The sequence below is a fragment of the Vagococcus sp. genome (assembly GCF_052102835.1).
Classification (GTDB): domain Bacteria; phylum Bacillota; class Bacilli; order Lactobacillales; family Vagococcaceae; genus Vagococcus.
This window is the reverse complement of the sequence record NZ_JBQEIL010000009.1, coordinates 40,168-56,329: the sequence shown is the minus strand read 5'-3', so window position 1 is coordinate 56,329 and position 16,162 is coordinate 40,168. Positions and strand designations below refer to the sequence as shown.

The 16,162-nt window shown below is 37.6% G+C and carries 17 protein-coding genes and 1 pseudogene; all 18 read right to left on the bottom strand.

Translation table 11 applies throughout. The features are described from left to right. Window positions 1-113: 113 nt before the first annotated feature. Window positions 114-1,550, bottom strand: coding sequence for an FAD-dependent oxidoreductase (locus ACTJFD_RS09405; protein ID WP_442261180.1), 1,437 nt, complete (start codon window positions 1,548-1,550; stop codon window positions 114-116). Window positions 1,551-1,645: 95 nt separating this feature from the next. Then, complete coding sequence (locus tag ACTJFD_RS09400) at window positions 1,646-1,927, bottom strand: BMC domain-containing protein (protein WP_442261178.1); 282 nt, start codon at window positions 1,925-1,927, stop codon at window positions 1,646-1,648. A 32-nt stretch (window positions 1,928-1,959) separates the two neighbouring features. Continuing rightward, window positions 1,960-2,652, bottom strand: a complete 693-nt coding sequence (locus tag ACTJFD_RS09395) for a phosphate propanoyltransferase (RefSeq protein WP_442261176.1) — start codon at window positions 2,650-2,652, stop codon at window positions 1,960-1,962. 17 nt (window positions 2,653-2,669) lie between these two features. Then, the gene (locus ACTJFD_RS09390; protein ID WP_442261174.1) at window positions 2,670-4,241 is read right to left on the bottom strand and encodes an acetaldehyde dehydrogenase (acetylating); all 1,572 of its coding nucleotides are present in this window, start codon (window positions 4,239-4,241) and stop codon (window positions 2,670-2,672) included. A gap of 22 nt (window positions 4,242-4,263) precedes the next feature. After that, entirely contained in the window at window positions 4,264-4,881 is a 618-nt protein-coding gene (locus ACTJFD_RS09385) for a BMC domain-containing protein (RefSeq protein WP_442261173.1), read from the bottom strand. An 18-nt stretch (window positions 4,882-4,899) separates the two neighbouring features. Next, complete coding sequence (locus ACTJFD_RS09380) at window positions 4,900-5,496, bottom strand: hypothetical protein (RefSeq protein WP_442261172.1); 597 nt, start codon at window positions 5,494-5,496, stop codon at window positions 4,900-4,902. Window positions 5,497-5,509: 13 nt separating this feature from the next. Further along, window positions 5,510-5,773, bottom strand: coding sequence for a EutN/CcmL family microcompartment protein (locus ACTJFD_RS09375; protein WP_442261171.1), 264 nt, complete (start codon window positions 5,771-5,773; stop codon window positions 5,510-5,512). Between the two features lie 48 nt (window positions 5,774-5,821). Next, a complete protein-coding gene (gene eutJ / locus ACTJFD_RS09370; RefSeq protein ID WP_442261170.1) occupies window positions 5,822-6,667 on the bottom strand; it encodes an ethanolamine utilization protein EutJ in 846 nt (281 codons plus the stop codon). After that, window positions 6,667-7,230, bottom strand: coding sequence for a hypothetical protein (locus ACTJFD_RS09365; RefSeq protein ID WP_442261169.1), 564 nt, complete (start codon window positions 7,228-7,230; stop codon window positions 6,667-6,669). The genes eutJ and ACTJFD_RS09365 overlap by 1 nt, the downstream gene beginning before the upstream one ends. Then, window positions 7,231-8,370 carry a 1-propanol dehydrogenase PduQ gene (locus tag ACTJFD_RS09360; protein WP_442261167.1) on the bottom strand — a complete coding sequence of 380 codons (1,140 nt, stop codon included), beginning with the start codon at window positions 8,368-8,370 and terminating at the stop codon, window positions 7,231-7,233. A 146-nt stretch (window positions 8,371-8,516) separates the two neighbouring features. Beyond that, window positions 8,517-9,467: a choline TMA-lyase-activating enzyme gene (gene cutD / locus ACTJFD_RS09355; protein WP_442261166.1), complete on the bottom strand. Its 951-nt coding sequence runs from the start codon at window positions 9,465-9,467 to the stop codon at window positions 8,517-8,519. A gap of 25 nt (window positions 9,468-9,492) precedes the next feature. Next, window positions 9,493-12,030 carry a choline trimethylamine-lyase gene (cutC, locus tag ACTJFD_RS09350; RefSeq protein ID WP_442261164.1) on the bottom strand — a complete coding sequence of 846 codons (2,538 nt, stop codon included), beginning with the start codon at window positions 12,028-12,030 and terminating at the stop codon, window positions 9,493-9,495. Window positions 12,031-12,052: 22 nt separating this feature from the next. Further along, complete coding sequence (locus ACTJFD_RS09345) at window positions 12,053-13,486, bottom strand: aldehyde dehydrogenase family protein (RefSeq protein ID WP_442261162.1); 1,434 nt, start codon at window positions 13,484-13,486, stop codon at window positions 12,053-12,055. Then, window positions 13,487-13,799: pseudogene (locus tag ACTJFD_RS09340) on the bottom strand (BMC domain-containing protein). It abuts the gene before it with no gap. 18 nt (window positions 13,800-13,817) lie between these two features. Continuing rightward, complete coding sequence (locus ACTJFD_RS09335) at window positions 13,818-14,114, bottom strand: BMC domain-containing protein (protein WP_442261160.1); 297 nt, start codon at window positions 14,112-14,114, stop codon at window positions 13,818-13,820. Window positions 14,115-14,126: 12 nt separating this feature from the next. Further along, window positions 14,127-14,411: a hypothetical protein gene (locus ACTJFD_RS09330; protein WP_442261158.1), complete on the bottom strand. Its 285-nt coding sequence runs from the start codon at window positions 14,409-14,411 to the stop codon at window positions 14,127-14,129. A 3-nt stretch (window positions 14,412-14,414) separates the two neighbouring features. Then, window positions 14,415-15,437 carry a DMT family transporter gene (locus tag ACTJFD_RS09325; protein WP_442261157.1) on the bottom strand — a complete coding sequence of 341 codons (1,023 nt, stop codon included), beginning with the start codon at window positions 15,435-15,437 and terminating at the stop codon, window positions 14,415-14,417. 16 nt (window positions 15,438-15,453) lie between these two features. Then, window positions 15,454-15,729, bottom strand: coding sequence for an ethanolamine utilization microcompartment protein EutM (gene eutM, locus ACTJFD_RS09320; RefSeq protein WP_442261155.1), 276 nt, complete (start codon window positions 15,727-15,729; stop codon window positions 15,454-15,456). Window positions 15,730-16,162: the final 433 nt, after the last annotated feature.

Below are 16,162 nucleotides of genomic sequence, written 5' to 3'. Positions count from 1 at the left end.
CTCTATATTAAAGAACTAAAAACGTTTTTATGTTGAATATAAATAACTGATTTACCAAAAAATATTAGACAAAAAAAGAGAAGTACGACTGAAAAGTCATCCTCCTCTTTTTATTATTCTGCCCCTAAAGCAGCCATTGTTATATAATTATAAGGTTGGTTAAAGTGGGGTAAAAAGAAAATATCTAATAGTTTCAATTCATCAATCGTCACTTGTTTCGCAATAGCCAATGAGAACATGTGAATTCCCATTGAAATATCTGCTGTTGAACTCATTTGAGCGCCTAGTAAGCGGCGTGTTGCCCCATCATAAACCAAACGAATACGCACTTTATCATTTTCTGACATAAATGCTGGTTTTTGTAAATCTTCAAAATCGGTTGCTTTTGCATCAAAACCATGAGCTTTAGCTATTTCTAAACTTAATCCTGTCGATACCATGTGACGACCAAAAATCGAAATACCATTTGACCCTTGGACACCAGGTCCTTCAAGAACAGTACCGGCAATATTATGTGCCGCAACAATACCTGTTCGGACTGCATTACTTGCTAGTGCAATATACGTTGACGCATTTAAAGCATTTGAATAGATCGTCGCACAATCACCCACCGCAGAGACTCTCGGAGAAGATGTTTTTTGATAGCGATCCACTTCGTAAGCCCCATTTTCAGCAACTTCTAAATATTCTTTACCTAGATCTGAATTAGGTCGGAAACCAATGGCATTAATCACTAAATCAACATCATAAGCTCCTTTATCAGTAACAATTTTAGAAACTTGACCCCCTACTTTTTGGAACGTTTCTTTCATTTCATTAATGAAAGGTTGTAAGCGATCGGATGCCTCTAAAGTATCCAAATATTCAACAAAAGATGACGCATTAGTCTGTCCTTGATATTCTTTTACAGCTTCACCTAAATGTAACGCGACACCATTACTTGATAAAGCCTCTGCCATTTCTGCAGAAAATACTTCATCATGGTAGGTTGGTAACACTCGGTCTTGAATATCGAATAACAAGACTTGTTTGCCACGACGTTGGATTGCTTCCGCCATCTCAACACCGATATATCCTGCACCTACAACAGCAACATTCTTCACACGTTCAGATGCTAATAATTCATCCACAACTAAGCTTTCTTCAAAACTCTTCATTAAATGAATCCCTGGCAAATCGCTGCCCGGTAAATTAGGGACAATCGGTTTTGACCCTGTTGCTAAAATCAAATGGTCATAGCTTTCAATAAAACTTTCTCCTGTTACCACATTTTGGCAGTAAACTTTACGATTCCGATAATCCACTCGTTCAACAAGCGTTTCCATATGAATGGTTGCACCTTTTGCGATGAAATCTGCTGGTGACGTATAGAACAAATCTTCATAGCCATCAATGTGATGGCCGACCCATAAAGCTGTCCCACAGCCTAAATAACTAAGATGTTTACTACGATCAATCATGACAACTTCCTGGTCCTTATAGCTATCTAATAATGTGTTAGCTGCTGCAATCCCTGCATGGTTTGAACCAATAATTACTGTTTTTGGCATTTAAAAAGCCTCCTCTTTTTCTCTCGCATTAAGTAAAAAGCGAGAGAAAAAGAATTTCCCCTCGCTTAAAATGTTTGATTAATTTGCCTATCTTACTATTTACCAGTTGAAGGTAAAATTGATTCAACTTCAGCATGTGGACGTGGGATGACATGAACTGACAATAATTCACCTACGCGCTCAGCAGCTGCAGCTCCGGCATCGGTTGCTGCTTTAACAGCACCTACGTCACCACGAACCATGACAGTAATAATTCCACCGCCAACTTTTTCTTTACCTACCAAAGTAACGTTAGCAGCTTTGACCATTGCGTCTGCTGCTTCGATTGAGCCTATTAATCCTCTTGTTTCTACCATTCCTAATGCATCTGATTTCATTTGTGTTTCCTCCTATTATTATATCATCTTTATTATTTTTTTAAAATGCCTATTGTTGTACCAGGTTTTATGCCTAATCCGTTTGCTTCTTCAGTATCAATATGACATTCTAATCCTGAATTTTGTGTTGCGCGAATGACGACGTGATTTAAAATACCACCACGTACCCCACTAAACTTGATTGAAACCTCTTCACCATCAGTTACACCTAATTGCTGCGCTTCTTCAGGTAACATATGAATATGTCGTTGTGCGACAATTACACCTTTGTTTAATTCTACTGATCCCTTAGCACCAATAATGGTGACACCGGGAGTTCCTTCTAGAGCACCAGACAAACGAACTTCACCAGGTACACCCAACTTAAAGGTGTCCCCTTGTAAAATTTCAACCTGAGTAACTGGTCTTACTGGACCTAAAACTCGAACTTTTTCAATCACTCCTCGAGGGCCACAAATCGTCACACATTCTTTACAAGCATATTGACCAGGTTGAGATAAATCTTTTAGTTTGGTTAATTGATAACCCGCACCAAATAATTTTTCCAAATCTGCCTGTGATAAATGAATATGACGGTTAGATATACCAACTGGGATAGTTAGTACCCCCGGTTGTCCTTTAGCCACTTCAGGTTGAGTGTTTTTTGTATTAATAGGTGAACCATTTATTTTACCTTCAGCAAGTGTGGATAACACTCGCTCTAGAATTTCTTCATATTGATCCATCGCTTTCACTCTTTCCTTTATTTATTCATTTCTAAAATGATTTGACGAACCATATCAGTTAAATCATCACTAGATGGTGTTTCATTCGTTACAACAGCCGGGTTTCCATGAGCTTCAAATGATTTTTGTAACTCTGATGGACTCATATTTAATGAGCAGGGTGTCCCTTGAACTGGAGTACTAATCGTTCCCTTTAATTCCGGATGGTTAAAGCTAGCATCATCTGCAACTAATGTTGTCACATCTTTCAAGCCATAAGCGACTTTCTTGATATTTAATAAGTGTTTTGGACTCACGTTTTCAGAAACTGAGCTACCACCGAACGTACCACAACCTAAAGTAAATGAAATCGGTAAGCCTGTACTAATTCCTGTACCCCCTTGACTACCACCAGTATTTACTAAAATTCGAGAAGCGGGTTTTGCAGCAAATTTCAAGACGATATCACGATCATTCGTATGAATACTCATTGTATGACCAATCCCATTTTGTAATAGGTCAATACTTAAATGACAAGCTTCTTCCCAATTATTGACCACATAGAAGCCTAACACGGTCGTTAATTTTTCAAATGACAAGGGATAACCTGCACCAACGCCACCTTGTTCACCAATTAAAACCCGTGTTCCAGCTGGAATATTAATTCCTGCTGCTTCAGCAATGACGTCTGCTGAACGTCCCACAAACTTAGCATTCATCGCATGACCATTTTTAAATAACAACTGACAAACTTTAGCTGTTTCATCTGCTGTCATGAAGTAACCGCCTTGATTAGTAAACTCGCGGATGACTTCTTCTTTATTGATACTTTCACAAATAATCGATTGTTCAGAAGCACAAATCGTGCCATTATCAAATGTTTTACTCGCCATAATACGTGCAACGGCATCATGAACATTAGCTGTACGTTCAATATAAGCGGGTGAATTTCCAGCACCAACACCAATTGCGGGTTTGCCGGAACTATAAGCTGCTTTAACCATACCAGGTCCACCTGTTGCAATAATCAAAGCCACTTCTGGACTGTGCATTAGTTCATTTGTTGATGCCATTGTTGGTGTGCTTACACAACCAATAATATTTTTAGGTGCCCCTGCAGCAATTGCCGCTTCTAATAAGATATCCGCTGCTTTTTTCGTACATTCTTTAGCTGCTGGGTGAGCGGCAAAAACAATCGAATTTCTTGATTTTAACGCGACCATCGCTTTAAACATAACTGTCGATGTTGGGTTCGTTGATGGAATAATTCCTAAAACTAATCCCACTGGCTCCGCAACATCAAAAGTTCCCATCGCTTGGTCTTCATTAATGATACCCACTGTTTTTTGATTTTTTATTTCTTCAAATAACAAGGTTGATGCGGCATGATTTTTATACGCTTTATCAAAAGCCTTACCAAATCCTGTTTCTGCAACAGCCATCTCAGCTAAACAAACGGAATGTTTTTCTGCTGCTTGCTTCATACTCTCTAAAATTCGGTCAATTTGTTCTTGTGTAAATGTTGCTATCTCACGTGATGCTTCATAACCTGCTCGGGCTAAATCTCGCGCTTCTTGAATAGAACATAAATCTTTATCAAATGTTGTCATTTAGTCTACTCCTCTTTATTTCTTACTTTTTAAAATAAGTTAAAACAATATCAATTAATTTGCGTTTACTTACTTGGTGAACTTCCTTTTTAGTTAATGGGAAATTTGGACATTTCTTAGCAAGAACTCTTAATTCAGAAACTTTTTTACCTTCTAACCATTGTTTCGCTAAATCTTCCTGTCCATCTTCCATCCATTTTGCTAACTGTTGTTCTTTTGTTAACTCTTCAGGAATAGTTTCAAGTAGTTGGACTTCATCTTCGAGCACAACATCCTCTGTCAACGATGTTTCTGGTGAACTATTTTCAATCAGTTGACTTCCTTCTTCCTCTTCCACAACAATTACAATTTCTTCTTGATATTCATTTTTCGGCATAATTGCCTCTAATTCGCAATCAGGTCGTGGAATGACATGAGAAGAAAGCAAACTAGGTTGCGAAAGAGTCATGACTGCAGCACTACCTGCATCCACTGCTGTCTTAACAGCTGCAACATCACCTTCTACAAGTACGGTCACTAATCCACCACCAATTATTTCTTTACCAATTAAATGGACTTCGGCAGCTTTCAGCATGACATCACTTGCTTCAATTGCACCAATCAAGCCTTGTGTTTCAATTAAACCTAATGCTTGTCTCATGATTTACTCCTTCCAAATTTATTTATCTAAATATTCCGTATAATGAAGGGTAACTTCAGCTATTTTTAGAAAAGTAAAGTGGGTTGCTTTAGGTAGGAAAAAAGTATCTCCTCTAACTAAATCATACCTTTGCTCCTCTATTTGAACGGTTAAACTACCTGATAAAACTTCAAAACGGTAATCCGTAGTTTCATGCCACTCATAATTGGATTGATTAAAGGTCAATCGTCCACTAACGGAATGTGAAGATTCCAAAGTGGGTTGATATTTTAAAACATGACCTAAACGGTCTTGTTTTTCTTTAACCAATTGAATACTCTCACCTTTGATTTGAACAAAGCCTGACTCATGTTTAAAAGAATCAAATCCTTGTGTTTCCTTTTGAGATGCTTGCAGCATTGCCTTTAAAAGAGCCACTAATTGTTTTTGATTTAAATTGGAAAAATCATCAACACTCGGCACTTTTTCAATTTTTTCTTCCACAATGGTCATTTGAAATTCTTCAGCTAAATCTCGAGCTAAAGCCGTGACCAAAGCATTTTGTGGAACCATCAACGTTGTTTGACCTTTTTCATGACACGCACTCACATCTTTAGCACAAATCAATTTTCTCATGGTTACACTTCCTTTAAACTGTTTCACAACTTTCATCAATAATCCCAATCACAGCCGCATCAATCGGGATAGTATCATCTTCTAGCATGTGTCGTGCAGCGGAGCCTGTTGCGATAATGACTCGATCGCCAATACCAGCTCCAATTACGTCACAAACGACCATTCGCTCTCCCTTACGAGAACCACCGATTACCTCAGCTAACATTAGTTTTAAACCATTTAATTTTTCTGATTTGCGGGTTGCCCACACATTGTCAATCAATGTTGCTGTTACCATCGTCTCAACTTCTCCCTTTGATTTTTTTAATGCGACTGTCCGTTCAACTTAATCCATCACAGTTTGTGTACAACTTCTAGCAATACCTAAAGGCGTGACAAACATCGGATTAAGTGGTTTGAACGTTGGAATCCCAATCGTTTTTTCAATCACTTTTTCAATTCCAGCTAAACAAGCAGAGCCGCCAACAAGATAGACTCCCTCTACATGATAACCGTCAATTTGGCGACTAATAATCGAACTAATTTTTTCAAGAACAGGTTTTAAAGTCACTTGCAATAAAGCATGATTTTCCGGGTTACGCTTAAATAATTCTGCTTCTTGGAATGAGAGCTTCTGATTGCCAGCAATCACTAATGAAAAATGAGTCCCACCTGTCGCTTCATCATCGACTTTAATCACTTTCCCATTCTTTAAAATCGAAATCCCTGTTGTTCCACCACCGATATCAACGACGGCACCATTTTTGATATCTAAAATTTTATTAGCTGCTGTGGGTTCATCTAACAAAGCCGTTAATTCAAAACCAGCACTCTGAACAACATTTTTTATAGCTCCCGAATCTAAAACATCCGTTCCCGGAGGAATCGCATAAGCTGCATATAACAGCTCTGTATTCAAAGAATCTTCCAATTGTTCTTTTAACTCTCTAACAATAGTAACCGCACCGATATAATCAACAATCATGCCATCGCGAACCACATCAGCGTAGCGATAAGCTCCCGCTACCGGTTGATAATCTTCATCTAATACGCATAACACAATACAGGCTGTCCCTAAATCGACCCCCGTATAATATACGGAAGATTTCTTCTTAATCGGATGTTCAATTACTTTTTCAAAACGTTCAACCAGCTGGTCACATTGTGTCAAATTAAGGGTACTTGCTACCATTACGCCACTCCTAACAATTGTTCCATCATATTTAAAATCATTTGTTTTATTTCTATCCAACGAACATCACTTTGTGTTGAGCACTCTAAAAGAGCGCCATCGATACAAAGAATCACTCGTTCTAATTTTAGTAATAAAGAACCTCTTTCACTTAAAATGTGAATCATTCGAATATCAAATGCTTCTTTTTCATTTTTAGCTTCAGTAGGATTGATCGTATTCGGTCTTACTTCTACTGTTTTTAATCCTTCTCCCAAAGTAAATAGCTTTTCACTCATTTCATAATCTAATAAATGAGCCAAGCGAGCCGCTTCAAATAACTCTAAACGACAAGCATCATTATGCCACTTTACTTTTTGTTCCAAAGTTGATTCAAAAACAGGTGATTTTGGCTTGACCTCTTCCTTCATAGCAACTTTTTCTTCACGAACAACCACAATTTGACGGTCACGTAAAAATTGTTTTGCTTCCGGAGTTAAACGATCTGCTAAAGGTAATTTATATTCTGTAAATGGAGACTTACGATACTGATATCTTAATTCAGTTTCTGTTACATAATGCATTTAACGGCCCCCTTTACATAACTTCATATAAATTCCTTTCAAATCTTGAATAGTGGGTACACGTGGATTAGTCGGTGTACAGTTATCTGCCATCGCTTTTTCTACCATTTCTGGAAGAGCTGCAATAAATTCATCCCTATCTAAACCATAAGCTTCGATTGTTTTAGGTACGTTCACCTGAGTCATTTGACGAGTTACCGCTGAAATCAAACCACGAACGGTTGCTTTCGGTGTGCCACATTTGATTCCTAACAGATTAGCAATTTCTACATAACGAGCTAAACTTGGTAAATCTTCATTCAAGTCTAAACCAGCATTATAAGCAATCACATGTGGTAAAAGCATCGCATTGGCTCGACCATGAGGAATGTGAAAACGTCCTCCTACTGCATGTGCTAGACTATGGCATATTCCCAAAGAGGCTTCACTAAATGCAATTCCCGCTAAACAAGACGCATTATGCATTTTTTCACGCGCTAGTTCATCTTGCCCATTTTTTACAACAGGCAATAGATATTCCCAAACCATCTTCATGCCTTTTTCAGCACACGCATCTGTAAAGTCAGACGCATTGGTTGAAACATAGGCTTCAAAACAATGTGTTAAAACATCTAAGCCTGTATCTGCTGTGATACTTGCAGGAACACTCATTGTGAAAGCGGGATCTAAAATAGCAATATCTGGTGTCATCTCATCACTCACCAAAGCGTATTTCGCTTGAGCTGCTTTGTCCGTAATAACTGAGAAAGCTGTAACTTCACTCCCTGTCCCACTTGTCGTCGGAACACAGATGAGTTGAGTGACGATTGTTTTATCCGTTTGATGATAAATCTCACGAATTGCTTTTGCAGCGTCCATTGCAGAACCACCACCCAATGCTAAAATCGTTGTTGGTCTCAAGGCTAATGCTACTCCAACCCCTTGACTGACCACTTCAATCGTTGGGTCAGGAACCACCTCTGAAAAAACGCCATAGCGCCATCCTTTTTCTTCTAATAATTCCGTCACATGATTAACCATTCCTGAATCTTTCATAAAAGGATCACAAATCACTAAAACAGTCCCTAAATCTAACGTTTTTAATTCATGCAAGGCATGATGACCAAAATAAATATTCGTTGGCATTTTAAAACTTCCCAATGTTGACCTCCTCCTTTCTATTTAAAATCGATCTATCTTTATTGAGGTTTTGTTTTTCTTTTATTTTCTAATTTACTCACTGATCAAAACGGGTAACCTTACCTATTTCGCAACTCTTTCTATCAAGCCTTGAGTCTAATTTTTCCCTAATGACGAACAACCTGAACCGGAAATTCGTATTCTGTTATCCAACTTTCAATTTGATCTAATTCAGCACTTGTCAAACTTGGATCTCCATCAATCGGATATTCCATCCCTAATTGTCCATATTTATTAACCCCTAATTTATGATAAGGTAATAAATCAATGCCATGGAAGTTTGGTAAATCTTTATAAGGTAATAAAAACTCTATAATGGCATGGATTTCTTCACGGCTAGAGTTGATTCCCTTTAACATTGGCATCCTAACAAAAACGTCGTGACCAAGTCGCAATAGTTCTTGAAGGTTGGCTAAGATACGTTCATTGCTTATTCCCGTTAATTCATTATGTCGAACAGGATCCATATGTTTTAAATCAAATAAAAACCAATCAACATACTCCGCAATTGCAAACAATCGATCCATTCTTGTATGACCACATGTTTCAATCGCTGTATTGATACCATCTTCTTTACAGGCTTTCAATAGAGCCAAAGCTGCTTCGGGCTGTGCTGTACATTCGCCACCACTTAAAGTAACACCACCACCTGACATTTCATAAAAGGCATCATCTTCATGGATTATTTCCATTAAGTCTGGAATGGTTCTTATTTCACCTGAAATATTTAAGGCAGACATCGGGCAAACGTCGACACATTTGCGACAACCATTACAAATTTTTTCTCTGTCAACTTGATGTTCTCCATTTTCATCCATATAGTGGATGCCTAGTGGACAAACGTCCACACAGGCTCCACAGTCGGTACATAAACTTTCTTTATACATTACTTGATATTTATGTGAGATTCCTTCTGGATTTGAACACCATTGACAGCGTAAAGGACAACCTTTTAGGAATACCATCGTCCGGATTCCTGGACCATCATGTACATTATATTTCTGTACATTAAATACCATTACTTGGCGTTCAATACTACTGTCTACTTGATTTGTCATTTGCGTTCATCTCCTGAATGTCATTTTAAAATTGTTCAAGCATTGTTCTACTAATGATTTCATCTTGAACGTCTTTACATAACTCAACAAAGAAGGCACTGTAACCCGCCACACGGACAATCAAATCACGATATTCTTCTGGATTTTTTTGTGCTTTCAATAATGTGTCGTTATCAAGGTAGTTAAATTGCATTTCACCATTACCTAAATGACAAGCAGTTCTTAATAACGTAATCAAACTTTCTTCTCCTTGAGGAGTATCTAACAAACCAGCCATGATTTTGAAGTTGTGAACCATCCCAATATTCATGTTGTCATTAGACATTTTAGAAACAGATTTAATAATCGCTGTCGGGCCTTTGTAGTCAGCACCTTGTGTTGGACTAATACCATCTGATAATGGTGTCCAAGCACGACGACCATTCGCTGTTGCTCCTGTCATTTGGCCAAATGGTGTGTTGTTTGAAATCGATAACGTCCCATGACTTAAGACAGAATAGAGTGTTTTATACTTTCTATGTTCCATTTCAGTAAAGTTAACTAAATCAGCTGCGATAAGGTCTGCATAATCATCATCATTACCATATTTTGGCGCTTTCAAGCAATCTAGTCTGATTTGTTCGTAGCCTTCAAAATCAACTTTCAATGCTTCATTCATTTCAGCTAGTGTATATTTTTTATCATCAAAAACTAATTTTTTGATAGCTGCCATAGAGTCTGCATAAGTTGCTAAACCTGACCAAATAACACCAGGTCCAAAGTTATACATTGCCCCACCAGCAGATACGTCACGACCTTTTTCCATACAGCCTTCATACATTACTGACATCAATGGTTTTGGTGCTAAATCACGGTGAACACGTTGTGAAATAACCGTTGCAACACTTGTCCATTTAGTAATATATTTAATTTGTTCTTTCACTGCTTCTTCAAATTGTTCATATGTTTTGAATGACTCTAAAGTCCCAAGATTTGGACACACTTGTTTACCATAAGATAAAGGCACCCCTTGGTTAAGTACTAATTCAATACAGATTGGCCATTGTGTATACCCCGTTGATGTCCATTGGTAAAGACGACCAGATTTTTGAGGTTCCACACAACCCATTAAACAGTAGTCACGTGCATCTTCGATTGAAACACCTTTAGCTAACATCATTTTGATATGTGCATCATCAAAGTGACAAGCTGGGAAGCCCATTCCTGCACGAACAACGTCAACAATTTTCTTCAAATAGTCACGAGGTGATTTACTGTGAATACGACAAGCTAATGATGGTTGATAAATCTTAACGTGGCGAACTGTATCCATTAATAGATACGTTAAGTCGTTCGTTGCGTCACGTCCATCACGAGTCACACCACCCACACACATGTTAACGAATGGTTGATATCCTGCGAAGAATTTAGATCCACCTTCACTTGTAATCCACATCATTTCTGACATTTTAATTAACATACAACCAGCTAATTCAAAGGCTTCAAATTCATTCATACGACCTGATTTCATATCTGCTTCGAAATAAGGATACATGTATTGATCCACACGTCCGATTGACATCCCTGTTTGGTTTTCTTCAACTACAAGTAATGACTCAATTGTCCAAACTGATTGGATTGCTTCCCAAAAAGTTTCTGGTTTATGTTTTGGAACGCGAGCATTGATTTCAGATATTTTTTCTAATTCGGCTTTACGTTTTGGATCCGTTGTTTTACGAGCTAATTCAGCCGCATGTTCAGACATACGTTGTGCGTAAATCATCACACCTTCTGTTGTATCAATAATTGATTTGTAGAAGTAAATTTTTTCAATATCGTCTGGATTTTCATATTGTAATTTTTCTAAATGCTCTTTTGCTTCATTTTGAATATCAAGCATTCCTTTTTTCATCAAGATAACATCGTAACCTGGGTTAGAATCCCCACCACCATTAATTTGGTGATATGAACAATCCGATACAAATGATTCACCTGATAATTCCCATACGCCTGCTTCACGATATTGGTCTTCACAGTACTCATCGACTGATTTACCTTTCCAATATGGGAATAATTCTTCACGCATAATACGTTTATCTTCGTCAGAAATGTAGAATGGGTCTTGTGAACGAGTCCCAATAGTATCTAACTCATCTTCCATCCATCGCCAAGCGATATCAGGTGAGAATGCTCCAGCACGTGGCGCTCCATTTGGTGCCCCAACAATCAACTCATTGTCTTGAATTAATAAAGGTGCTGTTTCACAACAATATTTGAAACATTTTGCACGTAGAACACTCTTAGGCATTCCTGGGTTTTCTTTTGCAATCTTAGTAATCGCACGCGCTCTATGTGTTGTAATTGATGGTACATGTGTTAAATAAATATCTTTTAACGCTTTTAATCTTGGGGTGATATCATTTGGAATTTCAGTTCCATTTTCGTTTCTTGTCGCACTACTTGTTGTGTCACACTCAATATCTTCTTGAACAGAGGTAAACATTTTCATTAATGTTGCTCTTTCCTCTGAGCTTAATTCTTTAGTCGCTTCAGCTAATTTTGCTGAGAAATCTTTTAAATCCATTGAACTCCCTCACTTTTCGTTTTTACTTGATTAATGCTTTGAGTAATTGAATTAGTTCTTCCTTATTAATCGCTGTATTTTCTGCTTCTAACTTTTCTAGCTCTTGTCCTGTCTGATAACCAATTTGACGAATATAAGTTAATTCTTTTGGAGTGACATTTTTAGCGGTCATCCCACGTCCCATTGTCAAACCACCTAAAATGGTTGATGCTGGTAAGTTACTATTAACTCCCATACTCGTAAACGTTGCCGGTGCATTGACTAGCATCCGACCCACTGGTTTTCTAAGCGCAAATTCTTGAATGACATCATAATTGTTCGAGTGAATGACAAGGGTGTGTCCGTTTCTTTTATCTCGTAACAATTGAATACATTTTTCACATGCTCTTAGCCAATCAGGCTCTAAGTAAAAAATTAAAATTGGAAATTTCATCTCATCTGCATAAGGATTTTCTTCATAAATATACTGTTGCTCAGAAACCAATACTTTGGTTGTTTCTGGAACGCTAAAACCAGCTCGCTGAGCTAGTGTTAAAGCCGATTGGCCAATAACTTCAGAACAAATTTTTGTTTGGTGTGGTTTGACTATTGTGAGTAATTTTTTCTCATCCTCACTCGTCATAAAGTAAGCACCTTGGCGTATCAATTCATCTTTAACTTGTTGAGCGACTACGCCTTCTGTAATTAAATATTGTTCTGCACTCGCTAAAATTCCATGGTCAAAAGAACGACTCATTATAATCTTTTCACAAGCTTGTTTAATATTGGCACTTTTTTCAATAAAAACAGGTGTCGAACCTGTTCCTCCGTACATCATCGGTTTACTATTTTTCAAAGGCGTCTCTGTATAATCAAGATTACCAATATCAATAATCGTTGCTGTTTCAGGATGTTGTAATAACTCTGCTACACCTTCATTTGAAAGATGACTTAAACAACTTAAACTTCCTTGCGGCATCCCTTGTTCTTGGAAGAAACGTTCCAAGTAACGAACCAACTGCACTGTTGCTTGTCGTGCTCTTGGATGAGGAACCACTATACAAGTGTTTGCCGTTTTAACACAGGAAACAATTGTAAAGATAGCATTAATTACTGTATTCTCAGCAGATAGTAAAAGAACCGTTATCCCTAAAGGAACACCTATTTCTAATAAATTACCACCTTCATCACGCTTTAAAATACCGACATAGTCCTCTGATAAATAGTCTTGTTTTATTTGTTTCAATACCGCTTTTAATAACGTCGTTTCATCTTTTACATTACCATATCGAGTTTCCTCAATCGCTTTTTCTAAAAAAGATGGCCCTTGTTTTTCTAATTCTTTTATCAAGTTATCGGCAACAAGTGTTAAGGTCTTTTGTGGGTATTCCATTAACATTTCTTGTGCCACTCTCGCTTGATCTACGATTATTCTCGCTTCCTGAATCGATTGTAAATCTTTGTCTACAAACGACATTTACACCACTTCCTCTTGATTAGGCAAAAGTAAATCCAATGAGTATCTAGAAACAATTTTACTTAAATCAATGTGTGGACTGGCTATCACCACTGAGCTATAAACTTCCGCTCCCATTTGTTCAACCGCTTTAACCCCCGCTTCAACGGCTGCTCTACAAGCAGCAACATCGCCATGAACAATGACAGAAATATATCCAGAGGCTACATCCTAAAACATCCACATCAGCTGCCTTACACATGGCATCAGCTGCTTCTAAAACAAACACTAAGCCAAATGTTTCAATTGCTCCTATCGCTTCGTATCTTTCCATGATCTTCTCTCCTTACTCTTATAAGTCAATATCGTGAACAGATACAATATCCCCAACAGCAGCGATTGGTCGAGGCATAACATTGAATGCTGTTACTTTTCCTATTTCTTGGGCAACGGCTACGCCAGCTTCAACAGAGGCTTTGACTGCAGCCACGTCGCCTTTTACCATAACTGTTACCAATGTTGAACCAATATTTTCATATGAAACTAACTCAACATTAGCCGCTTTAAGCATTTCATCAGCTGCTTTTAAAGCTGGTACTAAACCTAAAGTTTCTACAAGACCCAATGCTTCATCTCCGTGGTATCTCATATCTTATCCTCCTTAGGATACTCTGTATTTTTGTGGTACATATTTTTCAACCGCTTGATTGCCGTCATCAGTAATTTTATAGAACAAAATTAAGTTATCTGACTCATCTAGCTCATACTTAACTAATTCTGAGAAGCCGTTTGCTTCTAATGCCATTAAGTGATCTAGATACATTGAATAATTAAATTGTTTTTCAGAACCATAATCAGCTTTCAAGTGATCCATCACTTCACTAACACTTGCCATCTCTACTTGACTTAAATAATTCATAACAGCCATACGACTTGGTAATAACATGGATTAATCCTCCTTTTTTTTCAATAAATCAAGTGGATTCATCGTTACGACAATCGCACCACAGACAATAATGATTGATCCAATCACAATCGTTGGAGATAATGCTTGACCTAAGAACATCACACTGAAGATAACGCCCCAGAATGCGTAGGTTACGTTTAATGACATCCCAACAGCAGTTCCAATTGTTGAGTTAGCTTTATACCAACTAACAAACGATACAGCAGCACTTAGTCCCGCTAAAGCTAACCATAACATCGGTTTAACTGTCATTAATGTTTCTTTAAATAATGGGAATTGACCAAATAAAACAATAATAATTAATAATGCCACAACACCTGAAATTAATTCTCTTAAGTTAACAGCTACGTCTGTATCAATCATTGCTCCACCAAAACTAGAGAACACACCTTCAAGTCCCCAAGCAACTGCAGCGATTAAGGCACAAATAATCCCTAGAGTAAAGTTGGGAGCTCCTTCTGGCTTCACAAAATTAATTGTGATTGCTCCAAGCACACACATTACCATTCCAAGTACAACACGCTTTGTTGGTCGTTGTTTCAAGAAAATCCAAGAGAACAAGGCACCAAACAAACTACACGTCGCCGAAATAGGAATAGCATACGCACCGGCTAAAACGAGACCAACAAGATAAGCACCATTAGCAATTGGTCCCCCTAATAAAAAGCCAATCACTAGCATTTGTCCTGGTTTTGTTTTTAACGTACGGCCTAATTCTCTTAAGCGACCTTTTTTCCAGTTAAAAATTAACAACCATAAACCGGCAAAGAAATCATTCAAACCAGAAGCAATAAAAGGAGCTGATAAAAGACCAACAGCACTCATTAGTGGATCATAACCACTCGCAACAACTACTAATGTTGAATAAATACCATAAGTTAAACCTGAAACTATACCATTGGTAATTCCATTGGCTTGAAACTTTTTGTTAACCGCTTTCATTTTCGTGTCAGCTAGATTTGTAGTAACAGCTTGGCTTGACACCATTGATTTTTGACTATTCATTTTGATACTCCTTTATTTAAGCTTTCGGTAAAATACTTTCCACTTCTCCGTGTGGTCTTGGGATAACATGAACTGATAATAACTCGCCGACACGTTCTGCTGCTGCTGCTCCAGCATCTGTTGCAGCTTTAACGGCACCTACGTCCCCACGTACCATAACTGTAACTAATCCGCCGCCAATCATTTCTTTACCGACTAATGTTACATTTGCTGCTTTAACCATTGCATCCGCTGCTTCAACAGAACCAATCAGACCTCTTGTTTCTACCATTCCTAGTGCATCGTATTTCATTACTTTCGTTCCTCCTTGTGTTTTTTCACTTAAGTGTTTTATCAATTGATAGTTCAACTACACACAAAGCATACTCCTTGCCCTATATGGCAAGGTCAATGATGTTTTTTACATTTGTGCATTTTTTAACTAATAATTTTCATTCTCAATTACGCGACTGATAACGATTATCAAATATCGACTACTTCGCTTAAGCATTGCGCCTTTCTAGACAATGACTTATTCCTAATTAATAACCTCTCTTATTTTAAAATCCGTACTGTTATAGAACACATTCGATTTCCAGAATAAATCTAACCACTTTTTATGCTTTCTCCCATTTTCTTTATCTGTTTTCATAAAAATCAAAAAAAAGTAAAAAAACAAAAGTGATAGCATCAACACTTTAACAGACTTATTAAACATTGTCCTTAAGGGTAACGTTTTCGTTTTA

What these genes read in the sequence shown, in the direction of transcription:
- ACTJFD_RS09405 (WP_442261180.1), bottom strand. Translation starts at nt 1,550, where the DNA reads ATGCCAAAAACAGTAATTATTGGTTCAAACCATGCAGGGATTGCAGCA.
- ACTJFD_RS09400 (WP_442261178.1), bottom strand. Translation starts at nt 1,927, where the DNA reads ATGAAATCAGATGCATTAGGAATGGTAGAAACAAGAGGATTAATAGGC.
- ACTJFD_RS09395 (WP_442261176.1), bottom strand. Translation starts at nt 2,652, where the DNA reads ATGGATCAATATGAAGAAATTCTAGAGCGAGTGTTATCCACACTTGCT.
- ACTJFD_RS09390 (WP_442261174.1), bottom strand. Translation starts at nt 4,241, where the DNA reads ATGACAACATTTGATAAAGATTTATGTTCTATTCAAGAAGCGCGAGAT.
- ACTJFD_RS09385 (WP_442261173.1), bottom strand. Translation starts at nt 4,881, where the DNA reads ATGAGACAAGCATTAGGTTTAATTGAAACACAAGGCTTGATTGGTGCA.
- ACTJFD_RS09380 (WP_442261172.1), bottom strand. Translation starts at nt 5,496, where the DNA reads ATGAGAAAATTGATTTGTGCTAAAGATGTGAGTGCGTGTCATGAAAAA.
- ACTJFD_RS09375 (WP_442261171.1), bottom strand. Translation starts at nt 5,773, where the DNA reads ATGGTAACAGCAACATTGATTGACAATGTGTGGGCAACCCGCAAATCA.
- eutJ (WP_442261170.1), bottom strand. Translation starts at nt 6,667, where the DNA reads ATGGTAGCAAGTACCCTTAATTTGACACAATGTGACCAGCTGGTTGAA.
- ACTJFD_RS09365 (WP_442261169.1), bottom strand. Translation starts at nt 7,230, where the DNA reads ATGCATTATGTAACAGAAACTGAATTAAGATATCAGTATCGTAAGTCT.
- cutD (WP_442261166.1), bottom strand. Translation starts at nt 9,467, where the DNA reads ATGACAAATCAAGTAGACAGTAGTATTGAACGCCAAGTAATGGTATTT.
- cutC (WP_442261164.1), bottom strand. Translation starts at nt 12,030, where the DNA reads ATGGATTTAAAAGATTTCTCAGCAAAATTAGCTGAAGCGACTAAAGAA.
- ACTJFD_RS09345 (WP_442261162.1), bottom strand. Translation starts at nt 13,486, where the DNA reads ATGTCGTTTGTAGACAAAGATTTACAATCGATTCAGGAAGCGAGAATA.
- ACTJFD_RS09335 (WP_442261160.1), bottom strand. Translation starts at nt 14,114, where the DNA reads ATGAGATACCACGGAGATGAAGCATTGGGTCTTGTAGAAACTTTAGGT.
- ACTJFD_RS09330 (WP_442261158.1), bottom strand. Translation starts at nt 14,411, where the DNA reads ATGTTATTACCAAGTCGTATGGCTGTTATGAATTATTTAAGTCAAGTA.
- ACTJFD_RS09325 (WP_442261157.1), bottom strand. Translation starts at nt 15,437, where the DNA reads ATGAATAGTCAAAAATCAATGGTGTCAAGCCAAGCTGTTACTACAAAT.
- eutM (WP_442261155.1), bottom strand. Translation starts at nt 15,729, where the DNA reads ATGAAATACGATGCACTAGGAATGGTAGAAACAAGAGGTCTGATTGGT.